At 62.4% G+C, this 18,167-nt stretch carries 19 protein-coding genes; 12 read left to right on the forward strand and 7 right to left on the reverse strand.

Annotation, left to right across the window (positions count from 1 at the left end):
* Window position 1 precedes the first annotated feature (1 nt).
* Both J8I82_RS13890 and J8I82_RS13895 read right to left on the reverse strand, forming a co-directional pair.
* A complete protein-coding gene (locus J8I82_RS13890; RefSeq protein WP_209758281.1) occupies window positions 2-1,054 on the reverse strand; it encodes a sensor histidine kinase in 1,053 nt (350 codons plus the stop codon).
* A 34-nt stretch (window positions 1,055-1,088) separates the two neighbouring features.
* Entirely contained in the window at window positions 1,089-1,787 is a 699-nt protein-coding gene (locus J8I82_RS13895) for a response regulator transcription factor (RefSeq protein WP_209758283.1), read from the reverse strand.
* A gap of 99 nt (window positions 1,788-1,886) precedes the next feature.
* On the opposite strand from J8I82_RS13895, the gene J8I82_RS39350 reads away from it, so the two are divergent.
* The 9 genes from J8I82_RS39350 (at window position 1,887) to J8I82_RS13940 (ending at window position 9,708) form a co-directional block, all read left to right on the forward strand.
* The gene (locus tag J8I82_RS39350) at window positions 1,887-2,387 is read left to right on the forward strand and encodes a BufA1 family periplasmic bufferin-type metallophore (protein WP_284183069.1); all 501 of its coding nucleotides are present in this window, start codon (window positions 1,887-1,889) and stop codon (window positions 2,385-2,387) included.
* 97 nt (window positions 2,388-2,484) lie between these two features.
* A complete protein-coding gene (locus J8I82_RS13905) occupies window positions 2,485-2,994 on the forward strand; it encodes a DoxX family protein (RefSeq protein WP_209758285.1) in 510 nt (169 codons plus the stop codon).
* Between the two features lie 41 nt (window positions 2,995-3,035).
* A complete protein-coding gene (locus J8I82_RS13910) occupies window positions 3,036-4,463 on the forward strand; it encodes an NAD(P)/FAD-dependent oxidoreductase (protein WP_209758287.1) in 1,428 nt (475 codons plus the stop codon).
* Window positions 4,456-5,238, forward strand: coding sequence for a 3-hydroxybutyrate dehydrogenase (locus J8I82_RS13915; RefSeq protein WP_209758289.1), 783 nt, complete (start codon window positions 4,456-4,458; stop codon window positions 5,236-5,238). The genes J8I82_RS13910 and J8I82_RS13915 overlap by 8 nt, the downstream gene beginning before the upstream one ends.
* Window positions 5,239-5,248: 10 nt before the next feature.
* The gene (locus tag J8I82_RS13920; RefSeq protein WP_209758291.1) at window positions 5,249-6,310 is read left to right on the forward strand and encodes a patatin-like phospholipase family protein; all 1,062 of its coding nucleotides are present in this window, start codon (window positions 5,249-5,251) and stop codon (window positions 6,308-6,310) included.
* Window positions 6,311-6,372: 62 nt separating this feature from the next.
* Window positions 6,373-6,879 (forward strand): cupin domain-containing protein, encoded by a 507-nt coding sequence (locus J8I82_RS13925; RefSeq protein WP_209758293.1) that lies wholly within the window; start codon window positions 6,373-6,375, stop codon window positions 6,877-6,879.
* A 45-nt stretch (window positions 6,880-6,924) separates the two neighbouring features.
* Entirely contained in the window at window positions 6,925-7,986 is a 1,062-nt protein-coding gene (locus J8I82_RS13930; RefSeq protein WP_209758295.1) for a YeeE/YedE thiosulfate transporter family protein, read from the forward strand.
* Window positions 7,983-8,270, forward strand: a complete 288-nt coding sequence (locus J8I82_RS13935) for a BufA1 family periplasmic bufferin-type metallophore (protein ID WP_209758296.1) — start codon at window positions 7,983-7,985, stop codon at window positions 8,268-8,270. The genes J8I82_RS13930 and J8I82_RS13935 overlap by 4 nt, the downstream gene beginning before the upstream one ends.
* Window positions 8,271-8,292: 22 nt before the next feature.
* Window positions 8,293-9,708 carry an adenylate/guanylate cyclase domain-containing protein gene (locus J8I82_RS13940; protein WP_209758298.1) on the forward strand — a complete coding sequence of 472 codons (1,416 nt, stop codon included), beginning with the start codon at window positions 8,293-8,295 and terminating at the stop codon, window positions 9,706-9,708.
* Window positions 9,709-10,098: 390 nt separating this feature from the next.
* Here J8I82_RS13940 and J8I82_RS13945 read toward each other — a convergent pair whose 3' ends face one another.
* The 5 genes from J8I82_RS13945 to J8I82_RS13965 form a co-directional block, all read right to left on the reverse strand.
* Complete coding sequence (locus tag J8I82_RS13945) at window positions 10,099-11,016, reverse strand: LysR substrate-binding domain-containing protein (RefSeq protein ID WP_209758300.1); 918 nt, start codon at window positions 11,014-11,016, stop codon at window positions 10,099-10,101.
* Between the two features lie 69 nt (window positions 11,017-11,085).
* Entirely contained in the window at window positions 11,086-12,486 is a 1,401-nt protein-coding gene (locus tag J8I82_RS13950; protein ID WP_209758302.1) for a M20 family metallopeptidase, read from the reverse strand.
* A 66-nt stretch (window positions 12,487-12,552) separates the two neighbouring features.
* The gene (locus J8I82_RS13955; RefSeq protein WP_209758304.1) at window positions 12,553-13,527 is read right to left on the reverse strand and encodes a Bug family tripartite tricarboxylate transporter substrate binding protein; all 975 of its coding nucleotides are present in this window, start codon (window positions 13,525-13,527) and stop codon (window positions 12,553-12,555) included.
* Window positions 13,528-13,728: 201 nt separating this feature from the next.
* Window positions 13,729-14,622: an NAD(P)-dependent oxidoreductase gene (locus J8I82_RS13960; protein WP_209758306.1), complete on the reverse strand. Its 894-nt coding sequence runs from the start codon at window positions 14,620-14,622 to the stop codon at window positions 13,729-13,731.
* Between the two features lie 42 nt (window positions 14,623-14,664).
* The gene (locus J8I82_RS13965; protein WP_209758308.1) at window positions 14,665-16,152 is read right to left on the reverse strand and encodes an aldehyde dehydrogenase family protein; all 1,488 of its coding nucleotides are present in this window, start codon (window positions 16,150-16,152) and stop codon (window positions 14,665-14,667) included.
* Window positions 16,153-16,411: 259 nt separating this feature from the next.
* On the opposite strand from J8I82_RS13965, the gene J8I82_RS13970 reads away from it, so the two are divergent.
* From J8I82_RS13970 to J8I82_RS39610, 3 genes are read left to right on the forward strand one after another with little or no spacing between them, the layout of a single operon-like run.
* Complete coding sequence (locus J8I82_RS13970; protein ID WP_209758310.1) at window positions 16,412-16,792, forward strand: carboxymuconolactone decarboxylase family protein; 381 nt, start codon at window positions 16,412-16,414, stop codon at window positions 16,790-16,792.
* Window positions 16,793-16,797: 5 nt separating this feature from the next.
* Window positions 16,798-17,253 (forward strand): IS66 family transposase, encoded by a 456-nt coding sequence (locus tag J8I82_RS13975; protein WP_209758312.1) that lies wholly within the window; start codon window positions 16,798-16,800, stop codon window positions 17,251-17,253.
* A 23-nt stretch (window positions 17,254-17,276) separates the two neighbouring features.
* On the forward strand, window positions 17,277-17,525 hold the full coding sequence (locus tag J8I82_RS39610) for a transposase domain-containing protein (RefSeq protein ID WP_284183070.1): 249 nt from the start codon (window positions 17,277-17,279) through the stop codon (window positions 17,523-17,525).
* Window positions 17,526-18,167 lie beyond the last annotated feature (642 nt).

The following is an 18,167-nucleotide window of genomic DNA, read 5'->3' on the forward strand; positions in this document are numbered from 1 at the left end:
CCTATCCCCGCGCCAGGTCGATCGTAAAGGCCGTGCCCTTGCCGAGCGCGCTGCACACACGGATCTCCCCGCCGTGCAACTGGACGATGCGCCGGCTGATGGCCAGCCCGAGGCCGACGTTGCTGCCATTGTCAGACTCCGTACGCTCCACCCGGTAATAGCGGTCGAACACACTTTGTACCTGGCTCGCATCTATGCCCTGGCCAGTATCGCGCACGGTCAGCTCGACGCGATCGCCAGCGGCCTGAACATCGACGCTGATTTCTCCGCCTGCAGGCGTGTAACGCATGGCGTTCTCGATCAGGTTCTCCAGCACCCGCTCGATCATGCCGATGTCGGCGCTCACCGGCGGGCAGCCGGGGCCCGATGTCGCCAGCAGTGCCAGTCCACGCTTGTTTGCCGCCAGGGCGAACTTCTGGACCACGTCCTGCGCCAGTTCCGACAATGGGAAGGTCTCCAGCCGCGGTTGGACTTCTCGGGCTTCGAGCTTGGTCAGGTCAAACAGGTCCTGCACCAGCTTGCCAAGCCGCTCGCAATGCCTGGTTGCCACCTGCAGGTAGCGATTGCGGTCTTCTGGCGTCATCTCTTCGGCCTTCAGCAGCAGCATTTCCAGGTAGCCCTGCATCGATGCGAGTGGCGTACGCAGATCGTGTGAGACATTGGCAAGCAGCTCGCGCCGTTGCTGGTCCACCTGTTCCAGCTGCGCAAGCTGGCTGACGATACGTTCGGACATCTCCTCGAAAGCTGTACTGAGCTTCTGGATCTCGTCGTCCGCGCGTCCATCCTGTGCCAGTCGCACCGGCGTGGAAAATCTGCCCTCCCGGAATGCCTCGATGGCCTCCGACAGCACGCGCAGCCGCACCGTCAACAGCCGAAACACGATCAGCGCCGCCACCAGGCTGAAGGCCACCGTACCGATGATGAGGTCGGTCGCCAGTTCGATCAGGCGCTGCGTCTCGATCATCTTCTGGGAGGCCAGGATCATCAGCGCGCCGATGGTAATGAACACAGCCATCAGCACCACCGCCAGCCTGCCGTAAAGGGTGCGGAACATGGAATCCCCTTTCCCTTCCCCCTATTGCGCCCTATTACGTATTGCAGAACTTGTAGCCCACGCCCCAGACGGTCTGGATGTACTCCGGCTCGTTGGGGTCGAGTTCGATCTTGGCGCGCAGCCGGTTGATGTGCGAACTTACCGTGTGCTCGTAGCCACTGTGGCTATAGCCCCAGACTTGGTCCAGCAACTGGGCGCGGCTGAAGACGCGCCCAGGATTGCTGGCAAAGTAGAGGAGCAGCTGGAATTCCTTGGCGGTGAGGCAGATGGGTGCGCCGCGCACGCTCACTTCACGCTTGTCGATATCGATGTGCAGGGCTTTGACCTGCACTGCCCTGGGACCACCCGATGGCGGGTTGGCCAGGGTGTCGACCAGCCGGAAGATCGCCTTGACCCGCGCAGTCAGTTCCAGGACGCTGAAGGGCTTGGTCAGGTAGTCGTCGGCCCCCATCTCGAGCCCCAGCACCCGGTCCAGTTCAGTCGAGCGTGCCGTGAGCATGAGGATGGGGGTATAGCGCGCTTCAGCGCGCAGACGCCGGCAGATTTCCAGCCCGTCGGCACCCGGCAGCATCAGGTCCAGGATGACCAGGTCATAGGGACGGCTGAGTGCCTCTTCCAGTCCCGCCCTGCCATGGTTGACCACCTTCACGTCGCAAGACAGCCCGCTCACCTGCAGGCGTACCAGTTCGGCGATATCTGCGTCGTCCTCGATAACCAGAACCTGGCGCGACATGGCTTTACCTCATTTTGAAACCCGCGGGATACCGGCATGACCGTCCTTGCCGCCTGATTTGCGGCGTGGCAGCCACTGAACCATTCTAGAACGCATTTCGTGGATGGAAAGCCTGCCGCCTACGTGGCCATGGCTTCGGCCTGCCAGCACCGGCGCGCTCGTGAAGAAAATTTGAAAATTAAGCGAAACCAGCGTGAGCTCGCCTTTCCATACTGCAGTCCAGAGACAGGCATTTCTCCTGTCCTGAACCCAACGAAATACGGAGTGTGCATCATGAACAGCGATCAAATCATCCGCGGCGCTATTGCAGGCATGCTGGCGCTTGGCATTGCCGGCGCTACCTCCCAGGCCATGGCAGCGGCAGGTAGCAATGAAAAATGCGCGGGCATTGCCAAGGCTGGCAAGAACGACTGCGGCACCAGCAAGAGTTCCTGTGCCGCCACGGCCAAAATGGACCGCGACACCGAAGCCTGGATCCTGGTGCCCAAAGGCACTTGCGAAAAGATCGCGGGAGGCCGCTTGCAATCGTCCGAGTTCGCCAAGCCAGGTGGCAAGACCGGCGAACTCAGCCCGGCCGCCAAGGCGGCCCACCCGGCCTGAGCGGTACCCGGGCCTGCATCGGAACGCCGTGACACGTGGCGGCGTCACGGCTGCCCGGCGCGCCCCAACTCCCAGACTGCTTCGCGAGGTAGCCCAAATGAAATGCACCACCCCCTTGTCGACCGCGCCACTGCCTGTGGCCGGCACAAAGCCTTCGCGCATCATCGCCGCCGGGCAGGCGGCGATCCGCCTGCTGGAAACGCTCACGCCTGTGCTCGATCTCGGCATACGGGTACTGGTCGGCCTGGTGTTCTTCCAGTCCGGACTGACCAAGCTAGCCAGTTGGTCCACCACGCTTGCGTTGTTTGAAAGCGAGTACGCCGTACCGCTGTTGGACCCTACCCTGGCCGCCTATCTTGGTACGGCCGCGGAGCTGTGCCTGCCGGTGCTGCTCGTCCTGGGGCTCGGTACGCGGGCGGCCGCGCTGGCGTTGTTTGTCTTCAACATCGTCGCGGTGATCTCGTATCCGGGATTGGGCGAAGTCGGCCTGAAAGACCACCAGTACTGGGGGCTCCTGCTACTGGTCACGATGCTGCACGGCCCGGGCCGCCTGTCGCTGGACCATCTGATCGACCGTTTCCTGCTGCGCGGCACAGGCAACCATTAGCTCGAATGCCCATGCGCCGCGCCAGGACGAAAGGAACCGTCATGCTTGCAGAGAACAATATCGTCATCATCGGTGGCGGATTCGCCGGCACCACGCTCGCCCAGGCGTTGGAGAAGCTGCTGCCGACGACGCACCGGCTGATCCTCGTCAGCGACGAAAGCTACACCACGTTCAACCCGATGCTGGCCGAGGTGGTGGGTGCCTCGGTATTCCCTGAGCACGTGATCGTGCCGATCCGCCAGATGCTCAGGCGCACCCAGTTCATCATGGGCACCGTGCAGGACGTGAACTATGCACAGGGCAAGCTGTGCTGCGCGACCCTGGCGGGCCTGCGCGAGATTGCCTTCGACCATCTGGTGTTTGCCTTCGGCACCCGGGCGAATCTCGACCTGGTTCCAGGCATGGCCGAGCATGCCCTGCCCCTGAAGCTCGTGGGTGACGCCTTGTTTATCCGCAATCGCGTCTTGCGCCAGCTAGCCCGCATGGAACTGGAGTCGGACCCCGTCCTGCGCCGCCGGCTGGGCCATTTCATCGTGGTGGGCGGGGGCTTTTCGGGCGTGGAGGTTGCCGGGGAGCTCGCCGACTATCTTTGCAGCATCCGGCGCTTCTACCCGCGCGTGCAGCGTGAAGAACTGGCGGTAACGCTGCTCCATGACACCGGGCAACTACTGCCCGAGTTGCCCGCCACGCTTGGCATGGCCGCGGCACGCCATATGGCTGCGCGCGGCATCCGGCTCAGGCTCGGTACCCGGGCCGCCCGCTTCGCAGCCGACACGGTGGTCCTGGCTGACGGCGAAACGATCGAGGGCGCAACGGTGATCTGCACCGTCGGCACCAAGCCGAATCCGCTGGTCGCTACCCTGGAGCGCAATCTCGCGCTGGCAACCAGACGCGGACGCATCGAGACCAACCCGGATATGTCGGTGCGCGGCATGCCCGGTCTGTGGGCCATCGGCGACTGCGCACGCGTGGCAAACGCCGCCACCGACCAGGATTCGCTGCCGACCGCGCAGTTCGCCGTGGCCCAGGCGCGCCAGCTTGCCCACAATCTCGCCCGCCACCTGGAACAGCGCGAGAGCAAGCCATTCTCATACCAGAGCAAGGGCGCGATGGCCAGCATCGGGCATATGAAGGGCGTTGCCCGGCTCTATGGCTTCAGCTTCTCGGGCTTGCCGGCCTGGCTGGCATGGCGTGCGCTGTACCTGATGCGCATGCCGACGCTCGGCCGCAAGCTGCGCCTCTGGGCCGAGTGGAGCTGGTCCATGTTTTTCCCGACCGACATCACCCACCTGCGCTTTACACGCACCAGCGAGGCGGACGAATGGCAGCGCGAGCCGCTGCCACCTCACCGGCTACAAGCGCCGGGTGCGTCGGCCACCTGCATCGTCGCAAGTCATGATCTTTCCGGGATGCCGCGAGCGTCCCACGCCACTCCCGCCCCCACGCTAACAGGAGATCAACATGCTTGAAGGCAAATCCGCCATCGTCACCGGCTCCAGCAGCGGAATCGGCCTTGGCATTGCGCGCGCCTTTGCCGCGCATGGTGCCCATGTCCTGCTGAACGGCTTCGGCGATGCCGACGAAATTGAAGCCACGCGAGCAGGCCTTGAACGCGAGCACGGCGTGCGCGTACGCTACTCGCCAGCGGATATGAGTCAGCCTCGCCAGGTTCGCGAAATGGCCGAATTTGCTGCATCCGAGTTCGGCAAGGTCGATGTCATCGTGAATAACGCGGGCATTCAGCACGTCGCGCCGACCGAAGAGATGCCGGACGACAAGTGGGACGCCATCGTAGCCATCAACCTGTCGTCGGCTTTCCACCTGATCAAGGCCGTCCTGCCTGGCATGAAGGCCAGGCGCTGGGGACGCATCATCAATATCGCTTCCGCCCATGGCCTGGTGGCGTCGCCGTACAAGGCCCCGTATGTCGCTGCCAAGCACGGGCTGATCGGCCTGTCCAAGGCTGTGGCGCTGGAGACGGCAGAGTATGGCATTACCAGCAATACGATCTGCCCCGGCTATGTCAAGACCCCGCTGGTGGAACAGCAGATTGCCGACCAGGCGCGGGCACACCAGATCTCGCCTGCCGACGTCGTGCGCGACGTCATGCTGGTACACCAGGCGCGCAAAGAGTTTGTGCGGATCGACGAACTAGCCGCCCTGGCCGTGTTCTTGGCCTCGGACAATTCAGCCTCGATGACCGCCACTGCGCTCGCAATGGATGGTGGCTGGACCCAGCACTGAGGAACGCGCCATGTCTACCGATCCTGGGATGCGAGATGCCGTTGAGACCGGCCAACCCGTGAAGCCGATCACGCTGGCGTTGCAAGGCGGAGGTGCCCATGGCGCCTTTGCCTGGGGCGTGCTGGACCGCCTGCTCGAAGACGGCCGGCTTGCGATCGAGGGCGTCAGCGCCACCAGTGCCGGCGCAATGAATGCCGCGGTGCTCGCGTACGGCCTGCTCCAGGGCGGGCCGCCGCGCGCCCGCACTGCCCTGCACGACTTCTGGCGGGACGTTGCCAGCGCCGCGCGCGCCAGCAGCCCGTTCCGCAAGCTGCCATGGGAGAACCTGCTGCACAACGGCTACGGGCTCGACTACTCGCCGATGTACCTGCTGACGGACATGATGCTGCGCGTACTGTCGCCCTACCAGTTCAACCCGCTCAACTTCAACCCGCTGCGCGACATCCTGGGCCGGCACGTCGACTTTTCCGCCCTTAACCAGCATTGCCCGATTCACCTCTACCTGTGCGCGACCAATGTCGAAACCGGCAAGGTACGCGTTTTCTCTCGCGAAGACATCTGCCTGAAGGCTGTGCTGGCTTCTGCCTGCCTGCCGTTCCTGTTCCAGGCGGTGGAAATCGACGGCGAACACTACTGGGACGGCGGCTATGTCGGCAATCCCGCCATCTTCCCGCTGATCTACAACTGTGGCGCGCGGGATGTGGTGATCGTCCATATCAATCCCATCGTGCGCAAGGGGGTGCCGAAGACCGCCGCGGAGATCCTCAATCGCATCAACGAGGTCAGCTTTAACTCCTCGTTGATCCGCGAACTGCGCGCGATCAGCTTCGTCACCAGGCTCATCCAGGATGGCAAGGTCACAAGCGGGGAGATGAAGGAAATGCTGATCCACTCGATCCGCTCTGACCAGACCATGATGGCGCTCGGCGTCTCCAGCAAGCTCAATGCCGACTGGGACTTCCTTTGCTACCTGCGCGATCAGGGCAGGGATGAGGCCGGGCGCTGGCTGCAGCAGAACTACAGCGCGATCGGTGAACGGTGCACCGTCGACCTGCAACAGGAGTTTCTATGATCCACCACGTAGCGCCACCGAAGCGGTTGGCGCGGATTCCCCACTCCACGGAGACCAGTACCATGACTACCACCAAGCAAGCCGTACCCGTCTGGCATCGCGTGGTGCGCGGCGCGATCGTCACCGCCACCTTGTCCCTCGCCTCCGTGATGGCCTACGCTGGCGAGTGCCCCGCGGACAAGCGCGTCGCGGATGGCCAAGGGCAACGGCCGGGGGCGACAGAACCCAAGGGCGTTACCGATACCGTGCGCGCCTCGACCGACCTGTCGAAGGAGCCGGCCGCCGTAGCGGGACGCCTGCTGCGACTGCGCCAGCTCGAGGTGCAGCCCGGTGGCATTGTGCCTTGGCACAGCCACAACAACCGCCCGGCAATCATCTATATCGTCTCCGGCGAGATCGTGGAATATGCGAGCAACTGCGCGGTTCCGATCGTACACCGCGCCGGCGACGTGACCGCGGAGAAGAACGGGACTTCCCACTGGTGGAGGAATGAAGGCGGCCGCCCCGCGGTCCTGCTGTCGTCCGATCTCTTCCCCGTCGAAATGAAAATGGACCCCCATACCATGTGAACAGGTGTGCGGCGGCTACCTACGCATGCCGAGGATGAAGCACCCATGACACGCATGCTGCTGAGTCTCTCCTTTGCCGGCGCCCTGCTTTGCGCCGCCGTGATGGGATTCGCCATCCAGCGCGGCGCAACGTGCGCGGTCGCCGCGGTCAGCGAGATCACGTCATCGCGCAGTTGCAAGCGCCTCCTTGCCATGGCAGAAGCCTCACTGTACGTGTGTGGCGGCTTGCTGATCGCGCAGCGCTTGCGTCTGCTTCCGGCCATGCCGTCCGGCTATCCAGTCGATGTCCTGACCGTCCTGGGAGGCGCCCTGCTCGGGCTGGGCGCCTACATCAATGGCGCGTGCGTATTTGGCGCCGTCGCCAGGCTGGGCAGCGGACAATGGGCGTACGCTGCCACGCCCATCGGATATTACGTGGGCTGCGTTGGGCTGCTTGCACTGTGGCCGCAAGCGGAGCGCCAGGTGCTCGCGGCCACCTCTCCGGTATGGCGGGCTGCGCCGCTCCTGACAGTGCTGTTCCTTCTTTTCGTCGGATGGCGGCTGCTCTGTCCATGGCTCCGGGCGAGACGGAAAGGCGCTCGTGCAAGGCTGGAGCAGAGATGGCATGAACGTGTTGCCGCGCGGATCTGGTCGCCGCACCACGCCACGACGATGATCGGCCTAGCATTCCTGCTCCTCCTCTTGCTGGCAGGCGCGTGGTCATACACAGAGGTATTGGCCGAACTGGCACGTGGCGGCGCTGACATGCTGCCGGCACGGGCATTGTTGTCGCTGGGGTTGCTCGCCGGTGCAATCCTCGGGGGGAAGAGTGGCGGCCGCCTCGACGGGCCCGGGATTTCCTTTGCGCAATGTCTGCGGTGCTTCACGGGCGGCGCCATCATGGGCTGGGGCAGCCTGCTGATTCCCGGAGGGAACGACGGGCTGCTGCTGGTCGGCATGCCGCTACTGTGGCCGTATGCGTGGATCGCGTTCGGCACGATGTGCGTCACCATCGCGTTTGCGCAATGGCTCCAGCGTCAGCTTGGACAGTCCGTTGCGACCCCGGGCGCGCTGCAGGAGCCAGACCAGTCGTGTTGCACTGGTGACAGCCTGAAGGAGAAAGCATGAGCCACCGTATCGGAAACGCACTGGTGATTGCGAGCGCGCTCGCCGCCGTCGGGCTTGCGCTCAAGCAGAACACGCATCTGCTGGCCAGTTCCCCGGCACACTTTGCCCTAGCCCGTGAACGGTGCTTCGGCGTAGCCAGGGCAGGGAAAAACGACTGCGGCACCGCGCTGCACGCTTGCGCTGGCCACGCCCGCTACGACGCCGCCGGCGATGAATGGCTGATGTTGCCCGCCGGTACCTGCGCGCGGATCGCGGGTGGCAGCCTCAAGCCTGCCACATCCTGAGCAGCGGCCGCGGGACAGGGCGATGCAAAAGAATGGACAGATGATGCCGGCACAGCACCGGCAGCAATCGGAGCGTGTCACGGCAAGCATGGCAGAAGACATTACAGCGAAGCTCGTCGCGTTGCGCAAGGGCATGCAGTTGCCGCCACGAGTACGGCGGGAGTTGGAGCGTGAACAGTACCTGAGTGAGTTGCTGGTGACGTCACTGCAACTGCTGGTGCTGCTGCTGTTTACGGTCCTCTATCTCGCAACTCCCCCGGGCTTTTCCCCCGACGCGCCCGTGCGCGCGGTACCACTTGGAATCACCCTGTTCGCGGTGCTGGCCATGGTCCGGCTCTACCTTGCCATGACCGGGCAACTCGCCAACTGGATGGTGGGATTGAGCGTGGTGGCCGAAATGGCGGTCCTGATTCTCGTCATCTGGGCGTATCACTTGCAGTATGAGCAGCCAGCCCAGATGTCCCTGAAAACTGCCGAATTCACCTATATCTTCAGCCTGATCGCCTTGCGGGCCTTGCGCTTCGAACCGCTCTGGGTGGCGCTGTCGGGCCTCACAGCGACGTTGGGCTGGCTGCTCTTGTTGCACTACGCACTGACAAACGCGAGCGGCAACCCTGTCACCTGGGACTACGTCACGGCACTACGCTCGACGCAGATCCACTACGGCGCGGAGTTCGACAAGCTACTTTCCATCCTGATCGTCAGCGCCGTGCTGGCCCTGGCCCTGGCTAGGGCACGCGGCTTTGTGGTCAAGGCCGTCAAGGGCCAGCAGGCGGTCGCGGACCTGTCGATGTTCTTTGACGATTCCGTGGCCCATCGCATTACCGACTCGGAAGCCATTGTCATGGCCGGCCACGCCGAATTGCGCGAGGCATCGGTTGTGTTCCTCGACATGCGTGGCTTTACCCAGGCGACTGCCATGCTACAGCCGTCCGCACTGATCCAATTGCTGGGCGAGTACCAAAGCCTGGTGGTGCCGATTGTCAAAGCGCATGGCGGCAGCATAGACAAGTTCATGGGCGACGGCATCCTTGCCAGCTTTGGCGCCGTTACCGCCGACGACTGCCATGCGGCAAATGCCTTGCGTGCCATCGATGCCATCATGGAAGCTGTTGACTTATGGCGGATCCGGCGGCAGTCCCGCGGTCAGCCAGCACCTGACGTTGGCGCCGGCATGGCTAGTGGCCCGGTCCTGTTCGGCATACTTGGGCATGGCAGCCGCCTCGAGTACACGGTGATTGGCGATACGGTCAATCTTGCGGCCAAGCTGGAGAAGCAGAACAAGACCCTGGGAACGCGAGGCCTCACCACGCAGGCCAGCTATCAGCGAGCTCGCATGCAGGGCTATCCTGGCGACAAGCACGTCCTTCCCGAGCAGCCTGTCGGCGGCATAAGCGGCACGATGCAGTTGGTGGTCCTGGCACTGGCAGATGCCTGATTCCTGTCCAATGTCAGGCCGTATGGCTCGCGGATCGCCGCCCAAGCTGCTGCAGATACTCAATGCGATCTCGCGCAAGCGCGGCTCGCTGCGTTTGTCCGTTAGCGCGTAATCCACATCCGCGCTGGTCCAATAGGAGACCGTGCCAAAATGGGGGCTGATTAGGCGGCAGGGCGATGGACTTCGTCTCCGGCGATGGAGGGATATCCGCGCGTTGCCGCACAGGAAATCGTGGGCGCGCCGTCTAACTTATGGTCCGGGCAGACAATCCGTCGGTGCTGGACGCCGGCTGGCATATGCTGTCTCCATTCTAACGCCAACACTGACACGTATCCTGGCGTCGAACATAGTCGTTCGAGCTTTGAACTCAAGACAGTATTGATCGGCAAGTTATGCAGTGCTCTTACGAAGCATCCGGCTATATGAAATCAGCATCTTGGCAAATTCTCCCGTAATGGGAGGTAGCGGCACGGCAGTCCGATGCACCAGGCATAGGTCCGCCGGCGGGATGGGTTCGGCAATCTTAATCTCGCGCAAGGCATCCATGAACCCCTCCTGCTCGAGCGCAACTCTGGGGGCGAGAAACAGCAGGTCTGTCCGCGACACCAGGTTCAGCGTGTCATAGAGAGACTCCACGGTCACCGCGATGTTTGGCGTCTCCAGTCCAGCGTTGTGAAACAAGTCCACAAGCCGATTGGATGGCAACCCAGCTTGACCCGGCGGCCTGGTATTGACCCACTCGCAGTCCACCAGCGCCTTGATGGTTCGCGCCTTCTCATTTGGATGCCCGAGCCTGCATACAATGACTGGGTCTGACTTGGCCAGCCTGGTGCTGGTGAGGTCCGTCATGTCCGTCTTACGCGACACCAACGTCAACGCGAAATCGAGCTTTCCTTCACGGATGCCGGACAGGAGCGAGCTCGACGGACCACTCGCCAAATGCACCGAGAAGTTTGGGAATCTCTGTCGAAAAGCGCGCAGGACGGGGGGAACGACACGTGCAAAAGCTTCCGATGAGACGCCGACATTCATCGACCCTACCGGATTCCCCTGGAAGCTCTGAAACTCCTGCTCCGTCCGCTCGCACTCGCCAAGAATGATGCGTGACCGCGCCAGCAGCGTCTCACCGGGCCCCGTCAGCACAATGCCCCGGTTTCCTCGTGCGAACAGACTGGCGCCCAAGGACGCCTCCAACCGTTTGATTTGTTGCGTCAGCCCACTTTGCGCAAGATCTAGCGACCTGGCTGCCGCGCGGATACTGCCATGTTCGACGACTGCGACGAAAGCGCGAAGCTGGTCCAACGTCATGACGGGAGATATTTCGGAGTGTTCAATTCGAACAAGTGAACACCTTTCAATATCCCCCTGTCAATCCCGTCAAGCCGCTATCAACGCTGGGAGGCCAGCATGCTCGCCGAGGTCCCAATAGAGTCCCGCCATCATCCGCAGGCCCTCGCGGGTCACGCTCGTCAGCATATGTTCATCCGGGCCATGCTGTGCGCACGCCGGGTAAGAGTGCGGTACCCAGATGGTCGGCAGACCAAGCACATCTGCAAACACATCATTCGGTAGCGTGCCAGCCAGGTTGGGAAGAATTGCTGGCAGCGTACCGGTGCTGGATTCAATCGAGCCGGCAACCCACTTTACCCACGGATGGTCGACTTCCAGGCGCGTTGCAGCACCGCTCATGGTCACCTTGATAGCGACCTCCGAGAAACCATGGGCATCGAGATGGCTGCGGAGAATCGCTTCGAGGTCCTGCCACGGTGTTCCGACCACGAAGCGCAACTGACAGTGCGCTACCGCTGCGGACGGAATGGCGTTGACGGGTCGCTGAGCGGAACCCGCGCCCAACGCGAGAACCTCGATGGTGTTCCACGCTACCAGGCGCTCCGCCGGTGACAGTCCCGGCTCACCCCAACCGGGGGTGAACGACGGGTCATCCTTGCCGCCACCCAGCTCGATGTCGGCCAGCGCGGCTTTGACTGCCGCAGGAATCGCAGGCGGAGACAGTTCGGGGACCAGCATCTGCCCGCTTGCGTCGACGATAGTCGAAAGGGCATTGGCTAGAATGGTCGCCGGATTCGAAATCACACCACCCCAGTTGCCCGAGTGGTAGGCGCGTTCCCGCGCCTGAACGGACAGGCTGAAATTAACCATGCCACGCGAGCCGAGGAACAGCGTCGGTCTGTCCGCCCTGACACGCGGACCATCACAGCCAATGAAGAGATCCGCACTCAACTGCTCCGCATTGGCCTCGCAGAACTCGCGCAGGCCCGGAGAGCCAGCCTCTTCGCCCATCTCCATCAGCACAATGACGTTGTAGCCAAGCTTCCCGCGGCGCGCCGCCAGCGCGTATTCCAGGCCCGCGAGGTTGATGCTGTGCTGCCCCTTGTTGTCTGCTGTCCCGCGCCCATACCATCGGTCCTGGTCGATCGCAAGCGTCCAGGGCCCCGCCCCTTTGCGCCAGCTTGCTTCCTGTCCATTGACCACGTCGCCATGGCCATACGTCAGCACCGTCAGTCGCGCAGGGTCTTCAATACGCCGCCCCACCAGGAAGGGGCCACCTTTAGCATCCGGGTTCGGCGACACTTCCACGTCGAATCCAAGCCGCTGGAGCCAAGGCACAATCTCGACTTCGAAGTAGTGTCCTAGCGTGGCGGGGTCAGCGCCAATGTCGCTTTCGGAACGAATGGAGACGCGCCGGGAGAGGTCGGCAAATAGCTGACCGGATTCCAGATGGTTGACTGCGGACGCAAGGGCGGCAGAACGGGACATATCGAACTCGCTTGGATGGATAAGATGGCCGCCCCTGCCGGACGGCCGCGCGGCGACCTTGCCGGGTCAGTCCTGCATCATGTTGTTGGCTTTTGCCACAGGGGTGAGCGTCGCCGTATCAGCCTTGACCGACTCGGTGTACTTGGAAGGTGCACCATACTCGGGTTCGAAGCCCAGGTTCACCAGCTTCTCCTGCAAGGCAGGGTCTGCCATCGTCTTCGCCAATTCCGTCACCAGCTTCTGCCTGGCGGCGGCCGGGACGCCCTTCGGCGCCACGATGGCGAACCAGGAGTCCATGCGGAAACCAGGGAATCCGCTCTCTGCGACCGTCGGCACATTCGGCAGCATCGGATTGCGCTTGGGACCCGTAACAGCCAACGCCCGAATCTTGCCGCCCTTCAATGCTGCAACCGAAGCAGGCACTGCGTCAAAGCTCAGAGGAATCTGCCCGCCCATGACGTCTGTCATCGCCGGCGCACTGCCCTTGTATGGGACGTGAAGCACCTTCACACCCGCCGCATTCCACAGCATTTCACCGGCAAAATTCACAGTCGAACCCGTTCCATGCGAGCCATAGGAATAGGTCCCAGGCTTCGCCTTGATATCGGCCAACAGTTGAGGAAGCGTCTGCGCCGCCACGCCATTGTTGGCCAGCAGCACCAGGGAATTGCTTCCCAACATGCCGATGGGATCGAAGCTCGTATCCGGGTTGTAGTTCAGCTTCCGATAGATGATGGGGTTCACCACAAAGGTGGTGGAGGTTCCCAGCAACAGCGTGTAGCCGTCCGGCGTTGAGCGCGCCACGGTCTCAGCCCCCACAATCGTGGCTGCGCCAGGCTTGTAGTCGATGACCACCTGCTGCTTGAGGCGCTCGCTCAGCTGCACCGAGACCAATCGAGCGACGGAGTCGACGCTACCGCCCGGGGGGAAAGGAACCACCAGGCGGATGGGGCGGTCTGGAAACTCTGCCAGAGCAGCGCCGCTCGACAGCATCGCGATGGAAAGGCCAACACAGGAAATGAGAATCCGCGGAAACGACATCTTTCACTCCAAATATCAGTGGGATGGTGCTTGCATACGAGCTTCAGGGTTCTCCGGCTGGCTTGACCAGACGGTGGTTGGCGGGAAGAGACGCTGGGAATCGACGCCGCACTTCCGGGTGGTTTCCACCTCTATATAGGTACGGCGCTAAGGCAAAAAGCAAGTTCTGGGCGCACTTATTCGCGAGTGCGCCTGAGACAGTCAGGCCTTGACGGGCGACTTGTCGAGCTCGAAGTTGACGATACGATTGAAGTCCTCGCCGTCGGCCAGCGCCGAGGCACTCGACTTCCAGATGTCTCCGATGACCGACACCGTCGGCAGTCTCAGGCCGAGCGCGTCACCGAGCGACACGGCGAGATTCACGTCCTTGCGCATCAGTTGCATCGTGAAGCCGGAGCTGTACGTATTGTTCAGGATGCGGCTCGGGTAGTTGAACAGCGTCACCCCGCTACGACCCGATCCCGCATTGACTGCCTCGATCAACTGTTCCGTCGAGATGCCCGCTGCGTTGGCGAGGCGAAACGCCTCGCTGGCAGTGACCAGGTGCGAGGCCGTCAGCAGGTTGTTGATGAGTTTAGCCACGTGGCCAGCGCTGACACCTCCGATATGAAAGCGTTTGGTGCCCAGGGCCGACAGGATCGGATTCGCATACGCCACGTCCTCTGCCGAGCCGCCGATGAACATCGTCAGTTCGCCCTTCATCGCACCCGTCGGACCGCCGCTGACCGGTGCGTCGACGAAGCGCAAGCCCTTCTCATTCAGCACAACGGCAAGTTCACGCGTAACTTGCGGGTCTGCAGTCGTCGTATCAATCAGGAGCGTGCCCGGGGCGGCGTTGGCCAGCAGGCCTTCCTCTCCTTCCAGCACGGCGCGAACGATGGCCGAGGTCGGCAGCGACAGGACGATCGCCGGGCACGCCTTGGCCAGTTCCGGCAGGCTGGACGCCAGGGGAATGCCCGCCTCGCGCGCGACGGAAGAAACCTGTTCCGACTTGTCCAGACCCAGCACTGCGTAGCCCGAACGTTGCAGGGTCAGGGCCATGCCGCGGCCCATGTTGCCCAGGCCAATCACACCAACCGTCTTGAAATTTTCCATTTTGAAACCTGATAGAAGAATGAGAGAAAGAACGGCTAGCTTTCAGCAGCCTTCGGCAATCGGCACCCAGACGCTCTTGGTTCTGGTGTATTCATAGAGGCATTCGACGCCGCTGGACCGGCCATAGCCACTGCTGTCGTTGCCCCCGAACGGCGTGGCAACATGCATGTCTCGGTACATATTGACCCACAGAAGGCCTGCATTGACTTTGGCGACCACGCGATGAGCGCGCGCCACATCGCGCGTCCAGACAGCGCCCGCCAGCGCAAACTCGCTGTCGTTGGCGATGGCTACCGCTTCAGCCTCGGTATCAAAGGGAATCGCCACCACGACAGGTCCAAAAACTTCTTCGCGCGCAATCCGCATGTCGTTGCTCACGTGTTTGAGCACAGTAGGTTTCACGTAGTAGCCGTGGCCTGTGGCTTCGCTCACGCCGCCGGCCACCAGCTCCGCGCCTTCGGACAGGCCTATTTCGACCATGCGGTTGATGCGGTCGAATTGAGCGCGATTGTTGATGGGACCGCCTTCGGCCGACTCATCCAGCGGATGCCCGATGCGATAGCCGGCGATTGCCTCTCCTACTGCCTCGACAAACTCGTCGTAGACGCCGCGCTGCACCAGCAAGCGTGATCCGGCGGCACAATTCTGCCCCGTGTTGGCGCACGCCGCGGTGACCGCGGCGCGAGCGGCCTGGACCAGGTCCGCATCGTCGAAAACGATATTGGCCGACTTGCCACCAAGCTCCAGCAGACAGGAAATCGGGCGCCGTGCTGCGGCCGCATTGACCGCACGCCCCGTCTGCGTCGAGCCAACGAAGACCACCTTCTTCACCAGAGGATTCGAGATGGCCGCGTCGCCGATCGTCTTTCCGAGGCCATTGACGACATTCAGGGTGCCAGCCGGCATACCGGCCTCGCGAGCCAGCTTGGCCATGGTCAAGGCGGTCAGCGGAGTGAGTTCCGACGGCTTCAGCAGTACGCTATTTCCCATGGCCAATGCCGGGGCGACATTCCAGGCGGCGAGGTAGATCGGGGAATTCCAGGGCGTGATGGCCAGCACGATACCCAGCGGCTGCCGCAGTGTGTAATTCAACTGACCACCGGGCACGGGGATAACGTTGCCCAGGAACTTGTCCGTCCATCCCGAGTAGTAGCGGAAGATTTCGGCAACTGCCGCCACCTGTGCACGCGCTGCCTTGATGGCTTTTCCGCTGGTAATTGCTTCCAGGCGGGCCAACGGCTCGGCATCGCGTTGAATCAGTTTGCCCAGCTGCGCCATGATTTCGCCACGGCGCTGCGCGGAGAATGCCGCCCACTGCTTCTGACCGGCGTGGCAGCTCTGGACAGCGGCGCCCACCACCTCTGCGTTGGTATCCGCGAATTGAAGCAGGATCTGCTCACTGGCGGGGTCGACCAGCGACAGCTTTGCACCATCACCGGCCACCATCTCGCCAGCAATGTAGGAACCAATCGCCTCGGTACCGATTAGAGACCGCACCAGGGAGTTGAATTCCGACGAAGAGTTTTCCATGCCCATGACCTTCCGAGAGGGGCAGCCCGGTCAGTCCGGCCCGCCAATGTGAAGCAAGTCTATGAGCGGAACTGGGTCCGGCAGAAGATGCAAATTCTGTTCTCATGTTCACTTCTTGTTCTCACAGAGGTTCTCCCTCCCCTGCAATCACTTTTCGTGAACATGAGAACTATGCAGGCATCTTTCCTTCTACTGCGCCTCGCTCCAGACTTTGCCGCATCGGCTGGCATCCGCCACCGGCACATCCAGGGAGAGAAGCATGGGCCAGGAACTGTTTGAAAAGGGTGAGCAGATTCGCCGCGAAGTACTGGGCGAGGAATACGTTGTGGCTTCAACGAAAGGCACCGACGCCTTCAGCGAACCGATGCGCGAATTCGCCATCAAGAACCTGTGGGGCGACATCTGGAGCCGTCCCGGCCTGGACCGCCGCGCTCGTAGCATCGGCGTGCTGTCGATTCTGACCGCCCAAGGCCGCACTGGCGAGCTGAAGACGCATATCCGCGCAGCCCTGAATAACGGCGTCACGCGCGCCGAAATCGGTGAAGTGTTCCTGCAGGCATCGATGTACTGCGGTATCCCCGCCGGTAGCGAAGCCACGCGCGTTGCCAAGCTGCTCTTCGCCGAGCTCGACGCAAGCTGAGCGGCATGTCCGGTCCCGACTCATGTACGTGCTCGGACACGCGGGACCTCGCCGACGAGATTATTGCCTTACTGGGAGGTACCGGCGAAGACGGCAACGAGCGATGTTGGCAAGGTACCTTGGTGCGCGACGAATACGCTGCCTATGACAGCGCGTTGCAAGCCAACCCCGGTGGCATAGCCGCGGGATGTCTGGCTCATGCACGGCGTCGGTACGACGAACTGCTACGAAACCAGGGTGGCAGCACGGTCGCGGCAGAGGCACTGCGTCGCATTGCGCAGATCTACCGTCTTGAGCGGGAGCTCACCATCCTGCGTAGCGAGCAACGTCTGGCCAGAAGGCACAGCGACGCCAAGCCGCTGTGGGAGCAACTGCATGCCTGGCTGCAACCGGAGCGGTCACGTGTGCCAGGTGGCAGCATCACGGCTTCGACTACAGCCTCAAGAACTGGCCTGCGCTGACACACCACCTCCTCGATAGGGAGGTGAGCGTCGACAACAAGAGCCTGGAGAACCTGATCCATCCATGGGCCCTAGGACGCAAGGCATGGTTGTTCGCGGGCAGCGAACTGGCCGGTCAGCGCGCCGCGGTCGTAATGAGCCTGGTGCAATCAGCCAAGCTCTACGGGCACGACCCGTGGGCATACCTCAATGATGTGTTGACCCGCCTGCCCACCCACCTGAACAGCCGCATCGACGAGCTGCTTCCTCACAACTGGCATCCCGCACGCTGAGCGCTCCGGTGCGCTCACAACCGCTCTCGAGCGGGGCGGGCATTCCGTGTGGGGCAACGAAATTGCTTCGCCCGAGGCCCGGTGTCCAAATCCTTGAGCTTTCTTATAGTTCAGGTGCATTTCGGGGCAGAGTGCCTACAATTGTAGTATCAGGCGGCGCATGAGAGGAGGCTCAATGGTTGCTACACCAGACCCGCTCATGGTGATGATCGACCTCAATATTGAGGAGTGCACAGCGCAGATTTGCCGAATGGAACAGCGCATCGCGGCATGGAACGCTATGGAACGCGATTCCTCTGCGGTAGAGAATCTCCTGCGTCTGTACTGGCAGAACCTACACGTGCTTTGGTCATGCCGAGACTGCATCTGCAGAAACACAGGCGCCGCGCACGCCCGTTGACCAAACGAGGTCGCTATCGCCCACTTTGGTATCTGGGCCTAGCCCGCGTCCATTCGTTCGCTGCAGCCAGGGCTGTCAAGGTGGATTCGCCAGCCGCTTACGGGTGCGGTCTACAAATGCGAATACCTCCCGGTGGGGGTAAGGCCATAGTGCTTCCGCCCCCCCAAAGCAAAAACCCCTCGCAGCACACGCTGTCGAGGGGTTTTGCACAATAAGAGCCTGGCGATGACCTACTTTCACAC

It is taken from the genome of Cupriavidus consociatus (assembly GCF_017814975.1).
GTDB lineage: Bacteria > Pseudomonadota > Gammaproteobacteria > Burkholderiales > Burkholderiaceae > Cupriavidus > Cupriavidus consociatus.